The sequence below is a fragment of the Nonomuraea sp. NPDC047897 genome, assembly GCF_043204415.1.
Lineage (GTDB): Bacteria > Actinomycetota > Actinomycetes > Streptosporangiales > Streptosporangiaceae > Nonomuraea.
On sequence record NZ_JBIDCC010000003.1, the window covers coordinates 515,607 to 530,074 of the forward strand.

Annotated in this window: 15 protein-coding genes; 10 read left to right on the forward strand and 5 right to left on the reverse strand. The window is 71.0% G+C overall.

Annotated features, from left to right (window positions below; translation table 11 throughout):
* Window positions 1-56 precede the first annotated feature (56 nt).
* The 6 genes from ACGF0J_RS09435 to ACGF0J_RS09460 all read left to right on the forward strand — a co-directional run bounded on the left by ACGF0J_RS09435 (window position 57) and on the right by ACGF0J_RS09460 (window position 6,954).
* Window positions 57-1,034, forward strand: coding sequence for an ABC transporter permease (locus tag ACGF0J_RS09435; protein WP_393143733.1), 978 nt, complete (start codon window positions 57-59; stop codon window positions 1,032-1,034).
* On the forward strand, window positions 1,035-1,874 hold the full coding sequence (locus tag ACGF0J_RS09440) for an ABC transporter permease (RefSeq protein ID WP_393143735.1): 840 nt from the start codon (window positions 1,035-1,037) through the stop codon (window positions 1,872-1,874).
* Window positions 1,871-3,940 (forward strand): dipeptide ABC transporter ATP-binding protein, encoded by a 2,070-nt coding sequence (locus ACGF0J_RS09445; RefSeq protein WP_393143737.1) that lies wholly within the window; start codon window positions 1,871-1,873, stop codon window positions 3,938-3,940. Before ACGF0J_RS09440 ends, ACGF0J_RS09445 begins: the two co-directional genes overlap by 4 nt.
* Window positions 3,937-5,646 carry an ABC transporter family substrate-binding protein gene (locus ACGF0J_RS09450; protein WP_393143739.1) on the forward strand — a complete coding sequence of 570 codons (1,710 nt, stop codon included), beginning with the start codon at window positions 3,937-3,939 and terminating at the stop codon, window positions 5,644-5,646. Before ACGF0J_RS09445 ends, ACGF0J_RS09450 begins: the two co-directional genes overlap by 4 nt.
* Window positions 5,647-5,743: 97 nt before the next feature.
* The gene (locus ACGF0J_RS09455) at window positions 5,744-6,166 is read left to right on the forward strand and encodes a metalloregulator ArsR/SmtB family transcription factor (RefSeq protein WP_393143741.1); all 423 of its coding nucleotides are present in this window, start codon (window positions 5,744-5,746) and stop codon (window positions 6,164-6,166) included.
* The gene (locus ACGF0J_RS09460) at window positions 6,163-6,954 is read left to right on the forward strand and encodes an SRPBCC family protein (RefSeq protein ID WP_393143743.1); all 792 of its coding nucleotides are present in this window, start codon (window positions 6,163-6,165) and stop codon (window positions 6,952-6,954) included. Before ACGF0J_RS09455 ends, ACGF0J_RS09460 begins: the two co-directional genes overlap by 4 nt.
* 73 nt (window positions 6,955-7,027) lie before the next feature.
* Here the strand turns inward: ACGF0J_RS09460 and ACGF0J_RS09465 are convergent, their stop codons facing one another.
* The gene (locus tag ACGF0J_RS09465) at window positions 7,028-8,035 is read right to left on the reverse strand and encodes a DUF4037 domain-containing protein (RefSeq protein WP_393143745.1); all 1,008 of its coding nucleotides are present in this window, start codon (window positions 8,033-8,035) and stop codon (window positions 7,028-7,030) included.
* A gap of 104 nt (window positions 8,036-8,139) precedes the next feature.
* Here ACGF0J_RS09465 and ACGF0J_RS09470 point away from each other — a divergent pair, with 104 nt between their 5' ends.
* Both ACGF0J_RS09470 and ACGF0J_RS09475 read left to right on the forward strand, forming a co-directional pair.
* Window positions 8,140-8,757 (forward strand): ArsR/SmtB family transcription factor, encoded by a 618-nt coding sequence (locus tag ACGF0J_RS09470; protein ID WP_393143747.1) that lies wholly within the window; start codon window positions 8,140-8,142, stop codon window positions 8,755-8,757.
* A gap of 11 nt (window positions 8,758-8,768) precedes the next feature.
* Window positions 8,769-10,049, forward strand: a complete 1,281-nt coding sequence (locus ACGF0J_RS09475; RefSeq protein WP_393143749.1) for an MFS transporter — start codon at window positions 8,769-8,771, stop codon at window positions 10,047-10,049.
* A gap of 54 nt (window positions 10,050-10,103) precedes the next feature.
* On the opposite strand, the gene ACGF0J_RS09480 is transcribed toward ACGF0J_RS09475, so the two are convergent.
* Genes ACGF0J_RS09480 through ACGF0J_RS09490 form a run of 3 tightly spaced genes read right to left on the reverse strand, consistent with a single transcriptional unit; the run spans window position 10,104 to window position 12,485 of the window.
* The gene (locus ACGF0J_RS09480; RefSeq protein ID WP_393143751.1) at window positions 10,104-11,414 is read right to left on the reverse strand and encodes an RNA polymerase sigma factor; all 1,311 of its coding nucleotides are present in this window, start codon (window positions 11,412-11,414) and stop codon (window positions 10,104-10,106) included.
* Window positions 11,411-11,782 carry a YciI family protein gene (locus ACGF0J_RS09485; RefSeq protein WP_393143753.1) on the reverse strand — a complete coding sequence of 124 codons (372 nt, stop codon included), beginning with the start codon at window positions 11,780-11,782 and terminating at the stop codon, window positions 11,411-11,413. Before ACGF0J_RS09485 ends, ACGF0J_RS09480 begins: the two co-directional genes overlap by 4 nt.
* A gap of 46 nt (window positions 11,783-11,828) precedes the next feature.
* Window positions 11,829-12,485, reverse strand: a complete 657-nt coding sequence (locus ACGF0J_RS09490) for a DUF998 domain-containing protein (protein ID WP_393143755.1) — start codon at window positions 12,483-12,485, stop codon at window positions 11,829-11,831.
* Window positions 12,486-12,635: 150 nt separating this feature from the next.
* Between ACGF0J_RS09490 and ACGF0J_RS09495 the strand changes: the two genes are divergently transcribed.
* Entirely contained in the window at window positions 12,636-13,061 is a 426-nt protein-coding gene (locus ACGF0J_RS09495; RefSeq protein WP_393143757.1) for a hypothetical protein, read from the forward strand.
* A gap of 40 nt (window positions 13,062-13,101) precedes the next feature.
* Here ACGF0J_RS09495 and ACGF0J_RS09500 read toward each other — a convergent pair whose 3' ends face one another.
* On the reverse strand, window positions 13,102-13,920 hold the full coding sequence (locus ACGF0J_RS09500; RefSeq protein WP_393143759.1) for an NAD(P)H-binding protein: 819 nt from the start codon (window positions 13,918-13,920) through the stop codon (window positions 13,102-13,104).
* Between the two features lie 89 nt (window positions 13,921-14,009).
* Between ACGF0J_RS09500 and ACGF0J_RS09505 the strand changes: the two genes are divergently transcribed.
* The gene (locus ACGF0J_RS09505) at window positions 14,010-14,432 is read left to right on the forward strand and encodes a winged helix-turn-helix transcriptional regulator (RefSeq protein WP_393143761.1); all 423 of its coding nucleotides are present in this window, start codon (window positions 14,010-14,012) and stop codon (window positions 14,430-14,432) included.
* The last annotated feature ends 36 nt before the right edge of the window (window positions 14,433-14,468 follow it).

The following is a 14,468-nucleotide window of genomic DNA, read 5'->3' on the forward strand; positions in this document are numbered from 1 at the left end:
CGGGGGCACCTCATCCGGCCGGCACAGCACACCCCCGTCAACGCGAACGGAGGGTAATGGGCAAGTACCTGCTACGCAGGTTGGCGATCAACGTGGTCCTGGTCGCCATCGCAGCAAGCCTGGCGTACATGCTCGCCGCGACCACCATGAATCCCCGGGCCGCCTACGAGGGCCGCCAGCCCCCGGTCGCCGAGCACGTCATCGACGCCACGCTCGACGCCTACAACCTCAACGACAAGACGCCCGTCTTCGAGCGGTACGTCACCTGGGCCTCAGGCGTCGTCACGGGGGACTTCGGCAAGACCTGGAACGGCGGCTCGGTCAACGACGAGATGGGCCGGCGCATCTGGGTCAGCCTGCGACTGCTGTTCATCGGCACGGTCCTGGGGTTCGTCATCGGGGTCGGGCTGGGCGCGCTGTCGGCGATCAAGCAGTACAGGTTCACCGACCGGTTCGTCGGGGTCAGCTCGTTCACCATCATGGCGATCCCGGTGTTCCTGCTCGCCACCCTGCTCGCGATCGCGACCTACAACGTCAACCGCGGCCTGGGGTTCACGCTGATCGAGTACACCGGCGAGTACAACCCGCGCCTCAGCGGCTGGGACCAGTTCCTCAACCGGATCAACCACCTGATCCTGCCGACCATCTCGCTCACGCTCGGCTCGATCGCGTTCTACAGCCGCATCCAGCGCAACATGATGCTCGACGTGCTCGGCCAGGACTTCGTCCGTACCGCGATGGCCAAGGGGCTGCGTCGCCGGACCGCTCTGACCAAGCACGCGCTGCGCACGGCCCTGATCCCCTCGGCCACCTACTTCGCCTTCGCCTTCGGCACCATGTTCACCGGAGCCATCTTCACCGAGAAGATCTTCGCCTGGCACGGCATGGGCGCCTGGCTGGTCGACTCCATCCACCAGAACGACGTGAACTCCGTCGCCGCCGTGACGTTCTTCACCGCCGTCTGCGTCCTGACCGCCGCCTTCCTGTCCGACCTGCTGGTCGCGGCCCTCGATCCTCGGGTACGGGTGAGCTAGATGCGCTCCAAAGTCGTCATCGGACGCCTGCTGCGCAACAGGCAGGCCCGCTATGGCTTCATCTCCCTGGTCCTGCTGGTGGCGCTGGCCTACCTCGGCCCCTTCTTCGGCTCCTACGACTGGACCGACAAGGACTTCCTCGCCTTCCTGTCGCCGCCCTCGGCCGACCACTGGTGGGGCACCACCAGCATCGGCCAGGACATGTACGCCGTCACGCTGCGCGGCATGCAGAAGTCGATCATCATCGGCCTGCTGGTGGCGCTCATCTCCACCGTGCTGGCCGCCGTGGTGGGGGCGTTCGCCGGATATTTCGGCGGCTGGGTCGACAAGCTCCTCATGTGGGGCGTCGACCTGCTGCTCGTGCTGCCCAGCTTCCTCATCATCGCGATCATCTCGCCCCGCCTGCGCGGCGGATCCTGGCTGTGGTTCGTGGTGCTGCTCGCCGCGTTCACCTGGATGATCACCTCGCGGGTGGTGCGCAGCATGACGCTGTCGCTGCGCGAGCGCGAGTACGTGCTGGCCGCCGTCTACATGGGCATTCCCCGCTGGAAGATCATCTTCCGGCACATCGTGCCCAACCTGTCGTCCCTGCTGATCATCGACGCGACGCTGAACGTCAGCGCCGCCGTCATCGGTGAGGCCGCGCTGTCGTTCTTCGGTTTCGGCATCCAGCCGCCCGACGTCTCCCTCGGCACCCTGATCGCCGAGGGCTCACGCAACGCCACCGGCTATCCGTGGCTGTTCGCCTTCCCGGCCGGGCTGCTCGTGCTGCTCGTGCTCAGCATCAACCTCATCGGCGACGGCCTGCGCGACGCCCTCGACCCGGGGAGCAACTCATGAGCATCCTTGAGGTCCGCGACCTCACCGTCACCTTCCCCGGCGACATCCAGGCCGTACGGGGCGTCAGCTACGACGTCTCGCGCGGCGAGGTGCTCGGCATCGTCGGCGAGTCCGGCTCCGGCAAGTCGGTCACGTCGCTGGCCGTCATGGGGCTGCTGCCGGGCGACGCGGAGGTCAGCGGCTCGGTCAAGCTGCACGGCCGCGAGCTGCTCGGCGTCGAGGAGGACGAGCTCGTCAGGGTCCGCGGCAAGGCGATCAGCATGATCTTCCAGGACCCGCTGTCGGCGTTCACCCCCGTCTACACGATCGGCGACCAGATCGCCGAGGCCGTCCGCGTCCACCAGAAGACGGCCAAGGACAAGGCCGCCAGGCGGGCCGTCGAACTGCTCGACCTGGTCGGCATCCCGCACCCGGACGTGCGGGCCAAGTCGTTCCCGCACGAGTTCTCCGGCGGCATGCGCCAGCGCGCCATGATCGCGATGGCCATCGCCAACGATCCCGACCTGCTCATCTGCGACGAGCCGACCACCGCCCTGGACGTCACCATCCAGGCGCAGGTGCTGGAGGTGCTCAAGACCGCGCAGCGCGAGACCGGCGCCGGCATCGTGATGATCACCCACGACCTCGGGGTGATCGCCGGAATGGCCGACCGGGTGCTCGTCATGTACGCGGGCCGGCCTGTCGAGCAGGGCCCGGTGGACGAGCTGTACTACCGGCCGCGCATGCCGTACACGATGGGGCTGCTGGCGTCGATCCCCCGGATCGACGGCGAGGAGGGGCCGCTGGTGCCCATCGAGGGCAATCCGCCCTCCCCCGCGGCGCTGCCGCCCGGCTGCCCGTTCGCGCCGCGCTGCCCGATGCGCATCGACTCCTGCGATGAGGAGGAGCCGCCGCTGACCGCGATCGGCGGCGGCCGGCACGTGGCCTGCATCCGCTCGCGGGAGATCGAGCACAAGGGCCTGACCGGCACCGACGTGTTCCCCGTGCCGGTCATCCCGCCCAGCGACGTCGTCCGCGTGCCGCGCGAGCAGCGCCCGACCGTGCTGGAGCTGGACGGGCTGGTGCGGCACTACCCGCTGATGAAGGGCGCGGTCTTCAAGCGGCGCGTCGGCACCGTGCACGCGGTCGACGGCATCAGCTTCGACATCGCCGAGGGTGAGACGCTCGCGCTGGTGGGCGAGTCCGGCTGCGGCAAGACGACCACGCTGCAGCAGATCATGCGGCTGGAGCCGCCGCAGGGCGGCCGGGTGGTCGTGCTCGGCAAGGACAGTTCCGCCCTGGACCGGGCGGCGAAGAAGTCGCTGCGCGGCGACCTGCAGATCGTTTTCCAGGACCCGATGGCGGCGCTGGACCCGCGCATGCCGGTCGGCGACATCATCGCCGAGCCGCTGCGCGCCCACGGCCGCAAGGACGTGGCGGCGCGGGTGGCCGAGCTGCTCTCGCTGGTCGGGCTGGCGCCCGAGCACGCCGAACGCTACCCGCAGCGGTTCTCCGGCGGGCAGCGTCAGCGCATCGGCATCGCGCGGGCGCTGGCCCTGGACCCGAAGCTGCTCGTGCTGGACGAGCCGGTCTCGGCGCTGGACGTGTCCATCCAGGCCGGCGTGATCAACCTGCTGGAGAAGCTGAAGAACACGCTGGGACTGTCGTACCTGTTCGTGGCGCACGACCTGGCCGTGGTCAGGCATCTGGCCGACCGGGTCGCGGTCATGTACCTCGGCAAGATCGCCGAGATCGGCGCGGTGGCGAACGTCTACGACCGTCCCGCGCACCCCTACACGCAGGCGCTGCTGTCGGCGATCCCGCTCCCCGACCCGGAGCTGGAACGCACCCGCAAGCGGATCCTGCTCGAAGGGGACCTGCCCAGCCCGGCCGACCCGCCATCGGGATGCCGGTTCCGCACCCGCTGCCCCAAGTTCGCCCGGCTGGGCGAGGCCGAGCGGCGGCGCTGTGTGGACGAAGAGCCCTCAGTTGTCCGGCTCGCGAGCGCCGCCGATCACGGCGCGGCCTGCCACTACGCGGAGGAGATCGAGGTCATCACGGCCTCGGGAGACCAGGAGGAAATGTGAAGGTTGGATACCGGGCGGCGGCGGGGATCGCGGTCCTCGCCATGGCCGTCGCGGCCTGCGGCGGTGGCGGCGGCGACGCCAAGAAGCCCAGCGCCGAGCAGTCGCAGCAGGCACAGCAGCAGATGGCCGAGACGCCGTCCATCAGCATCAACCCGGTGGCCTACGACCAGGTCAAGGACGGCGGCACGCTGACGCTGGCGGTCGGGCAGTGGCCCAGCCAGTGGAACCCCAACCACGTCGACGGCAACCAGCGCGACACGGCCACGATGCTCGACGCGGTGCTGCCGCAGATGATGGTGGCCGACGAGAACGCCACGTTCACCCCGAACCCGGACTTCCTGACCGACGCGAAGGTGGACACCTCGTCGGGCAAGCAGGTCGTCACGTGGACCATCAACGACAAGGCCACGTGGTCGGACGGCAAGCCGATCACGTGGAAGGACGTCGAGGCCATGTGGACGGCCAACAGCGGCAAGAACAAGAAGTACAAGCCGGCCTCCACCGACGGCTGGGACCGCATCGAGTCGGTCACCAAGGGCGACTCCGACAAGGTCGCCGTCATGACCTTCGCCAAGAACTACCCCGACTGGCAGGGCCTGCTGTCCCGCTCGCCGCACCTCATCCCGGCCGCCACCAACGGCGACCCGGAGACGTACGAGAAGGACTACCTGCAGAAGATCCCCGTCACGGCAGGCCCGTTCAAGGTCGAGAAGATCGACGAGGGGACCAAGACGCTCACCGTCGTGCGTGACGACAAGTGGTGGGGCAAGAAGCCCAAGCTCGACAAGATCATCTTCCGGACGATCGAGACGCCCGCCGCGTCGGTGAACGCCTTCGCCAACGGCGAGCTCGACGCCGTGGAGATCCCGCCGGGCAGCCCGGCCGACCTCAAGCGGGCCAAGGAGGTGCCGAACGTCGACATCCGCAAGGCGCTCAGCCCGAACTGGCGGCACATCACCGTCAACAACCAGACCGAGTTCCTCAAGGACAAGTCGGTCCGGCACGCCGTCGCGTACGCGATCAACCGTGACGTGATCACCCAGTCCGACCTGAAGGACATGGACTGGCCGCTGCAGACGCTCGGCAACCACGTCTTCATGAACAACCACAAGGGCTACGTCGACAACTCCGGCGACCTCGGCAAGTACAACCCCGCCAAGGCCAAGCAGCTCCTCGACGCGGCCGGCTGGAAGCAGGAGGGCGAGTACCGCAAGAAGGACGGCAAGGAGTTCGCGCTGAGCTTCGTCGTGCCGGCCGGCGTCCCCTACGCCAAGACCGAGGGCGAGCTCACCCAGGCGATGCTCAAGGAGGTCGGCATCAAGCTGACCATCCGGCCCGTCCCCGACGACAAGTTCTTCACCGACTTCATCATCAAGGGCGACTTCGACCTGGTGCCGTTCTCCTGGATCGGCACGCCGCTGCCGATCAGCTCGCTGCCGCAGATCTACAAGACCGGCTCGGAGAGCAACTTCCCCAAGGGTAGCGACCCCGCCCTGGACACGGCCATCGACGAGACGGTGGGCGAGATGGACCCGGCCAAGGCCATCGAGAAGGCCAACGTGGCCGACAAGCTCATCTGGGACATGGTGCACACCATCCCGCTGTACCAGCGCCCTGACATCCAGGCGACGAAGAAGACCCTGGCCAACTACGGCCCCTGGGGCTACAAGGCCCCCGACTGGACGCAGGTCGGCTTCACCGGCTGACCTGTCCCCCAGCGCCCCGCACCCCCGGCCGGTCCTCCGGCCGGGGGTGCTTTTCTATGCCTGCATCTTCATATAACCAGCACGGTATATTGAGGGCATGCGTTTCGACGTGCTCGCCGAACCCGCCCGCCGGCAGATCCTCGACCTGCTGCTCGAACGGCCCCGCCCGGTCGCCGAGCTGACCGAGCGGCTCGGCCTCACCCAGCCGGGCACCTCCAAGCACCTGCGCGTGCTGCGCGAGGCCGGCCTCGTCACCGTGCGCAAGGACGCCCAGCGCCGCTGGTACGAACTGCGCCCCGAGCCGCTGGCCGAGATCGACGCCTGGCTCACCCCGTACCGGCGGCTGTGGTCCGCCGGCCTCGACCGCCTCGAACGCCACCTCGACACCATGCCCGACGCGCCGGACAACGGGCCGGACGCGCCAGACAACTGGCCGGACACCAGGCCGGACACCAGGCCGGACACCAGGCCGGACACCAGGCCGGACACCAGGCCGGACACCATGGAGGACCCCGCATGAACGAGCGTCTGCTCACCACGCCCGACGGCCGCAGCGTCCTGCACATGCAGCGCCGCCTGACCCACCCGCCCGCCAAGGTCTGGCGGGCGCTCACCGAGCCCGAGCACCTCGCCCAGTGGTTCCCCACCGAGGTGAGTATCGACGGCGACCGCGTCCGCTACGGATTCGGCCCCGACGGCACCGTGCTCGCGCACGACCCGCCCCGCCTGCTCGCCTTCACCTGGGGCGAGGACGAGCTGCGCTGGGAGATCAGCCCCGACACCGCCGGCGGCACCCTGCTCGACTTCACCCACACCTTCGCCGACCGCCACGGCGCAGCCAGCTTCGCCTCCGGCTGGCACACCTGCTTCACCGCCCTGGCCCGGCTGCTCGACGGGCTGCGCCCGACCGCGCCCGGCGACAGCGCCGCGCTGCACGAGCACTACGTCGCCATCCTCGGCCTGTCCAGCGGCGCCGCCCGCGGCGACACCGTCCGCGTCGAACGCCAGCTCACCCGGCCCGCCGCCCAGGTGTGGCAGGCCCTGGACGGCGACCGGGCCACTGTCGGCGCTCCCCCGCCCGCCCCGTTCGCCGCCGCCGGCGTCGAGACCGGCCCGGTGAGCCGCGCCGAGCCGGGCAAGCTCCTGGAGTTCGGCGCCGGCGCGGGCACGGTCCGCTGGGAGCTCGCCGAGGGCACCGGTCACGGCGCCCGCCTCATCGTCACCCACACCGGCGACCCGGCCGCCCTGCCCGCCTGGCGCGCCCACGTGGAAGACCTGGCCAGCACCGTGGCCGCGCTGCCCGCCTGAGCCCACCACCCGAAGACCACGCTCACAGAAGACCACGCCCACAGCGGGCCGCCCGGACACGCGGGCGGCCCGCTCAGGCGGTCAGCCCGAGCGCCGCCGCGGTCACCGCCCTGGCCCGCCCCGGCGCCAGCAGCAGATCCACGCTGTCGGACACCTGGTCCACACAGCCCACCAGCGGCAGCCCCTTGACCAGCGGGTCCGACACCGACCCCAGCAGCGCGTCGGCGAACCGGTCACCGCCGATCACCCGGAACGGCCGGTCGTGGAAGCCGCGCACCCGCTCGTCCAGCGGCTCGGCCAGCGCCACCCGGTTCTGCAACGCCGCCAGCCGCCCGTACGCGGCCGCCAGCGCGTCCTGCCGCTCACGCCACGACCGGGCCGCCACCGCCCGTTCCAGCGACTCCCCCAGCTCCGCCGACCCCGGCAGCCGCGCCAGCGCGCTGCCCAGCCACTTGGCATACGGCGGGTAGCGGCGCCGCAGCAGCAGCGCCAGCCGCATCACCTCGCGCGCCAGCCGCGCCCCCACCACGGCCGACCCCAGCTCGTCGCCCACCTCTGCGCACCGGCCCGGGAACGGCTCCTCCTGCGCGATGCGCCGCCACTGGCAGGCCAGCACGTAGCGCCACACGTCGTCCGGATACCAGCGCAGCGCCGCCCGGGCCGCCTCCAGCGTGCCCAGACCGTCGTGGAACACCTCCCCCCGCGTCACCTCGGCCAGCCCCTGCCACGGCACCGACAGCCAGTCGAGCAGCGTCACCCCCCGGGCCGGGTCGAAGCCGAGCCGCTCGCGCAGCCACGCCCCCAGCTCGGTCACCACCACCCCGGAGCGCACCACGCCGTGGTAGCCGAACACCGTCGGGAAACCGCCGAACCGCTCGGGCAGCCCCGCGGCCACCCGCGCCTCCACCGCCGCCACCCGGCCCGGCTCGGCGAACACCAGCACCCGCGGCCCCCAGTCGTGGTCGGCCGACCGCGCCGTGTCGAACTCCAGCACCTCCGATCCCGGGCCGATCAACGCGGCGCTGTGCGCGACCCCGGCCAGCAGCGGCGCCACCGCCTCGGCGTAGAACGCTCGGGACAACTCGATACCAGGCACAAAATCGGACATCACTCGTCAACTGTGCACCACGCCCCGCCCGGGCTCACCTCAATTTCCGGGCCCCGGCTTCAGGTGTTCCGGGCGGGGTGCCTTCGCTGGAACAGGCCGAGATGCTGGGCCTGAACCCCTTGCGCAATGGTCAAGAATCGTTGACCATTGTCTGCATGTCTACCGATGATCTCCCCGAGACGTTTCACGTCACCACTGACGAGCAACTACGCGCCGTCTCCAATCTCACGCGTCACCGGATCATGGCCGTGCTCCGCTTCGAACCGGCGACGATCACTCAGATCGCCCAGCGGGTGGGCCTTGCGAAGGGGAGTTCCAGCTATCACGTGCGGCTGCTGGAGCGGGCCGGCCTGGTGAAGGTGGTACGGACGCGGAAAGTGAGAGGGGTCACCGAGCGGTACTACGCGATGGCCGCGCAGTCGATCGAGCTGCCGGATCCAGGGCCGGGACAGCCGGACGTGCTGCTGCGGAATGCGGTGGCGGACCTGGAGGCGTCGCCGGTGGATGGTGAGCGGCACGTACGGATGGCACATCTGCGACTCACCGAGGAGCAGTTCACGGAGCTGGGGGCACGCCTGCAGGCGCTGGCGGACGAGTACCGGACGCTGTCCGATCCCTCGCTTCCGGACGTGTCGCTGGTCTTCGCACTGTTCCGGCCGGCTCCGCGCCAGCAGGTCGAGCAGGACGCCGAATGATCCCGAATCCGATGAATGATGCGGCGAAGTTGCCGGCTGGCTTCGGGCGACTGTGGACCGCGCAGACGGTGTCCTCGCTCGGTGACGGCGTGACGCATGCCGCGCTGCCGCTGCTGGCATTGACGTTGACCCGGGATCCGATGGCGCTGGCCGTCGTCACGGCCGCCGGGACACTGCCCTGGCTGCTGTTCGGAGTGCTCGGGGGTGCGCTGGTGGACCGGTGGGACCGCCGCCGCACGATGTGGGTCACCGACGCCGCGCGTGCGGTGCTGCTCGCCATACCCGCTGCGGCGGCGGCGCTCGACGTGCTGAGCATCCCGCTGCTGGCGACCCTCGCGTTCCTGCTCGCCCTCGGCGGGCTGTTCTTCGACACGGCCGCCACGGCGTACCTGCCGGATCTGCTCGGCCGCGACCCCGCCCAGCTGGAACGCGCCAACGCTCGCCTGCGCGGCGCCCAGACCGCAGCGTCCGGATTCGCCGGGCCACCTGCGGGCAGTGCACTGCTCGCGCTCGGACGTTCGGTTCCGCTGCTCGCCGACGCGGTGTCGTTCGCACTGTCCGCACTGCTCGTCCGGTCGCTGCCCGCCATGCCGCGCCCGGCAGCAAGCGCCCGCGAGTCGCTGCTCCGGCAGGCGCGGGCCGGGGCCTCCTACGTCTTGCAGGACCGGCTGCTGCTCGGACTCGCGCTCCGTCCGGCGGTCGGGAACGTCGCCTTCCTCGCCGTGGAGACCGTCCTGGCCCTGTTCGCCGGCGAACGTCTCGGCGTCGGCGCCTTAGGCTTCGGCCTGCTCCTCACCGCCGAGGCCATCGGCGGCCTGCTCGGCGCGGGCGTCGCCGCCTTCCTCGGCCGGCGCCTGGGCACCGGCACCGCGCTGACCTGCACCGCCACAATGGAGGGCCTCGCCATCCTGGGGCTCGCCTCCGCCCCGAACCCGTACGTGGCCGGGCTCGCGCTCGCCGTCTGCGGGGCGGGCATGGGCGCCACGATGGTGCTCGGCCCCTCCCTCCGGCAGGCCATCGTCCCGGCCCACCTGATGGGCCGCGTCGCCTCCACCTCCCGCATGCTCGCCATGTGCGCCGCCCCGTTCGGCGCCTTGCTCGGCGGCTGGCTGGCCACCGCCTATGACCTGCGCACCCCGCTCTACGCCGCCGCCGGCCTCCTGCTCACCATGACCGCCGTCACCGCGACCATGACCAGCAACCGCCGCGTCGAGACCGCACTGCGCAACGCGCGTCCGCAAGCCGGCCCGGACCCCACCGAAGAGAGCGCTGTGCACATCACATCCAGGTAGGCAGGACAACGGCCCTCGATCTCGTAGAACCTCAGGGAACCCAAGACTCATCTCTTACAGGGGGCGGGCCCGGCCGTCCAACCGATCGGCCCTGCCGAGGAGGTAGCGCTGCTCGACCTCGTTGTCGGTCAAGGCCGCCGCCTCGCGGTAGAGCGCCGCGGCGCCGGCCGCGTCGCCGGTCATCTGGAGAAGGTGGGCGCGCACCGCGCGTTCTCGCTGCCGGGTCAGCGGTTGCCGATCCAGCCGGTGCCGCCGGTTGAGGTCGTCCAGCAGCGCCAGCCCCCGGGCCGGCCCGTACGCCTTGGCGACCGCCACCACGCGGCCGAGCCGTACCGGCGGGGTCGGGTTGAGCCGTTCCAGCCACAGGTACAGCACCGCGATCTGCGGCCAGTCCGTCCGCTCGGGCGACGGGGCGGCCGCGTGCACGGCGGCGATCGCCGCCTGCAACTGGTACGGGCCCACCTCGCGCCCCCGCCACACGCTGTCGATCAGCTCGGTGCCCTCGCGGATCAGCTCAGGGTCCCAGCGGGTGCGGTCCTGCTCGTCCAGCGGCACGAGCTCGTCGTCGGCGCGGGTGCGGGCCGCCCGCCGCGATTCGGTGAGCAGCATCAGCGCGAGCAGGCCGGTTACCTCGGCGTCGCCGGGCAGCGAGGCGCGGAGCATGCGGGTCAGCCGGATCGCCTCGCGGGTCAGGTCGACCCGGCCGAGGTGGTGGCCGGCGGATGCCGTGTAACCCTCGTTGAAGATCAGGTAGAGCACCTGCGTCACGGCGGCCATCCGGCTGTCGCGGTCGGCGTCGGTGGGCGGGGTGAAGCGGGCGCCGGCGCGGGCCAGCTGCTGTTTGGCCCGGCTGATCCGCGTGCCCATGGTGGCCTCGGTCGTCCCGTAGGCGTGCGCGATCTCGGCGGTCGTCAGGCCGCCCACCGCGCGCAGCGTGAGCGCCACCTGGGAGGTGGCGCTGAGGGCGGGGTGGCAGCACAGCAGCAGCAGGGCGAGGCTGTCGTCGGTCTCCGGCGTGGGCCGCGCCCGGCGGGCCGGCTCCTGCATGGCCAGCTCGGCCGTCCCGGCTTCCTGCTCTCGCCTGCGCCGGGCCTGGTCGGAGCGGAGCAGGTCGACCATCCGCCGGTAGCCGATCCGGATCAGCCAGCTACGCGGGTCGTCCGGCACACCGTCGACCGGCCACGCCCGGCTCGCGGCGAGCAGCGCCTCCTGCACCGCGTCCTCGGCGATGTGGAACTGGCCGAAGCGTCGCACCAACGCGCCGAGCACCTGCGGCGCCTCCACGCGCAGCAGGTGCTCGACCTCCGCGGCCGGACCCGTGCCCACCCCTGGGGCTCGCGGGTACCGCGCGGCGGGGCCGGTCATGGCGTGAAGTCCTCCCCCATGATCGGCCGGATCTCGATCGGCTCGCCCAGCACCTCGACGATCCGCGAGACGATCTCCACGGCTCGCTCCTGGCTCGCCACGTCGATCACGGCGAAGCTGGCCAGGACCTCCTTCAGCTCGGCGAACGGCCCGTCGGTCGCCATCACGCCCTCCGGCGTCCTGCGGACCGTGGTGCTGACGGCCGGGTGGCCGAGCCCTTCGCTGCCGACGAACTCGCCCGTCTCGATCAGTTCCCGCTCGAACCTCTGATACGCGGCGAACGCGGCCAGCGCCTCCTCGGACGGGGTGTCGGCGGTCGCGGCGTCCCAGGCGGCGGCCGGTGTGTAGCTGAGCAGCAGGTATTTCACGGGTGGGTCCTGTTCTCGATGGTGCGTGGGTCCACGGTAGCCGGGGTCAGGCGGAGCGCCGCAGAAGCAGCGCCAGGACGGTCGTCCAGGTGAAGGCGACCACGCCGTTGACGGCGATCTGGATGCTCAGATGATCCGGCGACATGGGCAGCAGCAGGACGAGCGCGGCGGCGCCGCTCAGCACCGCCGGCGGCACGGCCCGGCGGCGTGCGCACCGGACGGCCAGCACGACGGCGGCGATCGCCAGGGCGGTGAAGGCGACGGCGGCCGCGACCGAGTGCCCGACGCCATGCCAGGACATCTGGGCGACCGGCCCCTCCGGGGTGCCGGCCGGGAAGCCGTTCTCGGGGTCCATGGGCAGCAGGCCGGCGGCGATCAGGCCGACGCCGAAGATGCCGACGCAGATCGGCAGCGCCCGCCGGCCCACCCCCTCGGTGAGGGTGCGCCTGATGCCCGCGGCCAGCGCCACACCGCCGAGCCCCGCCACCACGAACGTGGTGATCTGGATCCAGCCGAGGCCTCCGGTCGCGAGCTGGCTGATCGGGTGGCGGGTGATGTCGAAGCCCTCACGGGTGAGCATCTGGACGATGGCCGAGGCGAAGAAGACCGGTCCGGCGAGGGCGCCCGCGAGCAGCAGGTGGCCGGAGGCGCGGCGTTCGGGTGCTTCGGGTGCTTCGGATGCGAAGACGGGGGCGGTGGCCATGGGTTCCTCCTTGGTGCGCGTCTGCCGCTACCTCGGACCCGTGCCGGGGATCTCGACACCACCAGGGTGTGATTCACCTCACATGGCGCGGATGTCGAGGATCGGCAGCCCGCGTCGAGGTACCGGCAAGCACTCACCAAGGAGGACGACATGTCTGACACCAACCAGCCGAGCACCGAACTGCAGGCCCTGGACCGCCTGGTCGGCACCTGGACGGTCACCGGCGGCGCCGAGGGAACCGTACGCTACGAGTGGATGCCCGGCCGTTTCTTCCTGCTCCAGCACGTCGAGCTCACCCAGTTCGGCCAGCCCGTCACCGGCCTGGAGGTGATCGGGAACCTGCGCCCCTTCGGCGAGCCGACCGGCGCGGACGTGGTGTCGCGCTTCTACGACTCGACCGGCAACACCCTCGACTACGTCTACGAGCTGGCCGGTGACACGCTGACCATCTGGGGCGGCGCCAAGGGCAGCCCGGCGTACTACCGGGGCACGTTCAGCGCCGACGGCACCACCGTCACCGGCGAATGGGTCTACCCCGGCGGGGGCGGCTACCCCTCCACCATGACCCGCTCCTGACACGACGAGCGTTCGCTGAGCGCGTGTCGTCTCGCCGCCGCTAGACGCTCGCTCTCGGCCTGGCAGCGGACGCGGCCGCGACGGCCGTGGCCAGTGGATCGCGGGCTGCGCGGCCAAGGAGGTCGGTGAGGTCGGGCGCGGTACCGTCCAGGAAGCCGTGCCGGATGCCCGTGGCGATCGAGGCGAGCATCGGCGGCTGGAACGGCAGCAGTCCCGGCGTCTCCAGAAGCCTGTGCCGGTACTCACCCAGGCTGATGGAGCGGTGCGCGACGCCGAGTTCACCGGCCACCTCGCCAGCCGTGATCGGCGTGCCGACGAGGTCATAGACGCGGCTGCCATGAGGTGCGGGATCCGCCGCCACCACCGCCGCGATCTCGGCCAGGTCCGCTCGCGAGACCGCGGCCAAGGCGCCATCCCCGAACGCGGACTCCACACCGTCACCGGCCCACATCAGCAGAGCGCCGAAGAGCTCGGCATACAGGCCGTTGCGCAGGATGGTCCACGGCAGTCCGCTGGCTCGCACCAGGCGCTCGGTCGCGCGGTGGGCCAGCGCGAAACCGAGATGATCGCCGGCAGTGGTCAGGCTCGTGTAGACGACGTGGCCGACGCCGTCACGAGCGGCGGCGTCCAGGACCGCCGCGTGCCGGGCGGCGACCTGGTCGTCCTCGGCGTAGCCGGCGGAGATGAGCACCAGAGTCGACACTCCGGCGAGGTCGAGGCTCCCGTGGTCGTCGAAGTCGAGACGCCGCATCCCCTCGCCCGGCGTGCGGCTGCCGCCCCTCGCATGGGCACCGCGGGCGTGCAGCGCCGCAAGGGTGGCCGAGCCGAGGTTCCCGTTCGCTCCGGTCACCAGAATCATGATCGATCACCGTCTTCCGTAGTGGTTCTCATCAGTAACTAAGCTGTGATCCTCGACCACACGCACACCGGCCACAAGGAGGCAGCTTGATGTCACTCACGCACACCGCGGTAACCACCGCCCCCGCCGCACTCGACCCGTGCGGACGCCAAGACCACCCCGACTGCGGCATCCGCGACGTCCTGGATCGCATCGGCGACAAGTGGTCGGTGCTCGTGATCGTCGAACTCGCCGGCGGGCCACGCCGCTTTCGTGAGCTCCAGCGCGCCATCGACGGCATCTCCCAGCGCATGCTCACCCTCACCGTGCGCAGGCTCGAACGTGACGGCCTCGTGCTACGCACCGTGTACCCGACTGTCCCGGCCCAGGTCGACTACCGCCTGACCGAGACCGGAGCCGGCCTGACCCATCTGGTCAAGGCACTCGCCGAGTGGTCCCTCGCGCACCGTGCCGTCATCGCCAAGGCGCGGCACGCGTACGACCAGGCCCACCCCGACCACGACATCCGCTGACCAGAGCAGCTGTCGCCGCATGCCGCGGGGCATGGT

Excerpts from the sequence above, each read along its gene's own strand:
- ACGF0J_RS09505 (WP_393143761.1), top strand. The coding sequence starts at position 14,010 with ATGTCACTCACGCACACCGCGGTAACCACCGCCCCCGCCGCACTCGAC.
- ACGF0J_RS09445 (WP_393143737.1), top strand. The coding sequence starts at position 1,871 with ATGAGCATCCTTGAGGTCCGCGACCTCACCGTCACCTTCCCCGGCGAC.
- ACGF0J_RS09455 (WP_393143741.1), top strand. The coding sequence starts at position 5,744 with ATGCGTTTCGACGTGCTCGCCGAACCCGCCCGCCGGCAGATCCTCGAC.
- ACGF0J_RS09435 (WP_393143733.1), top strand. The coding sequence starts at position 57 with ATGGGCAAGTACCTGCTACGCAGGTTGGCGATCAACGTGGTCCTGGTC.
- ACGF0J_RS09500 (WP_393143759.1), bottom strand. The coding sequence starts at position 13,920 with ATGATTCTGGTGACCGGAGCGAACGGGAACCTCGGCTCGGCCACCCTT.
- ACGF0J_RS09480 (WP_393143751.1), bottom strand. The coding sequence starts at position 11,414 with ATGACCGGCCCCGCCGCGCGGTACCCGCGAGCCCCAGGGGTGGGCACG.
- ACGF0J_RS09475 (WP_393143749.1), top strand. The coding sequence starts at position 8,769 with ATGAATGATGCGGCGAAGTTGCCGGCTGGCTTCGGGCGACTGTGGACC.
- ACGF0J_RS09495 (WP_393143757.1), top strand. The coding sequence starts at position 12,636 with ATGTCTGACACCAACCAGCCGAGCACCGAACTGCAGGCCCTGGACCGC.
- ACGF0J_RS09460 (WP_393143743.1), top strand. The coding sequence starts at position 6,163 with ATGAACGAGCGTCTGCTCACCACGCCCGACGGCCGCAGCGTCCTGCAC.
- ACGF0J_RS09490 (WP_393143755.1), bottom strand. The coding sequence starts at position 12,485 with ATGGCCACCGCCCCCGTCTTCGCATCCGAAGCACCCGAAGCACCCGAA.
- ACGF0J_RS09440 (WP_393143735.1), top strand. The coding sequence starts at position 1,035 with ATGCGCTCCAAAGTCGTCATCGGACGCCTGCTGCGCAACAGGCAGGCC.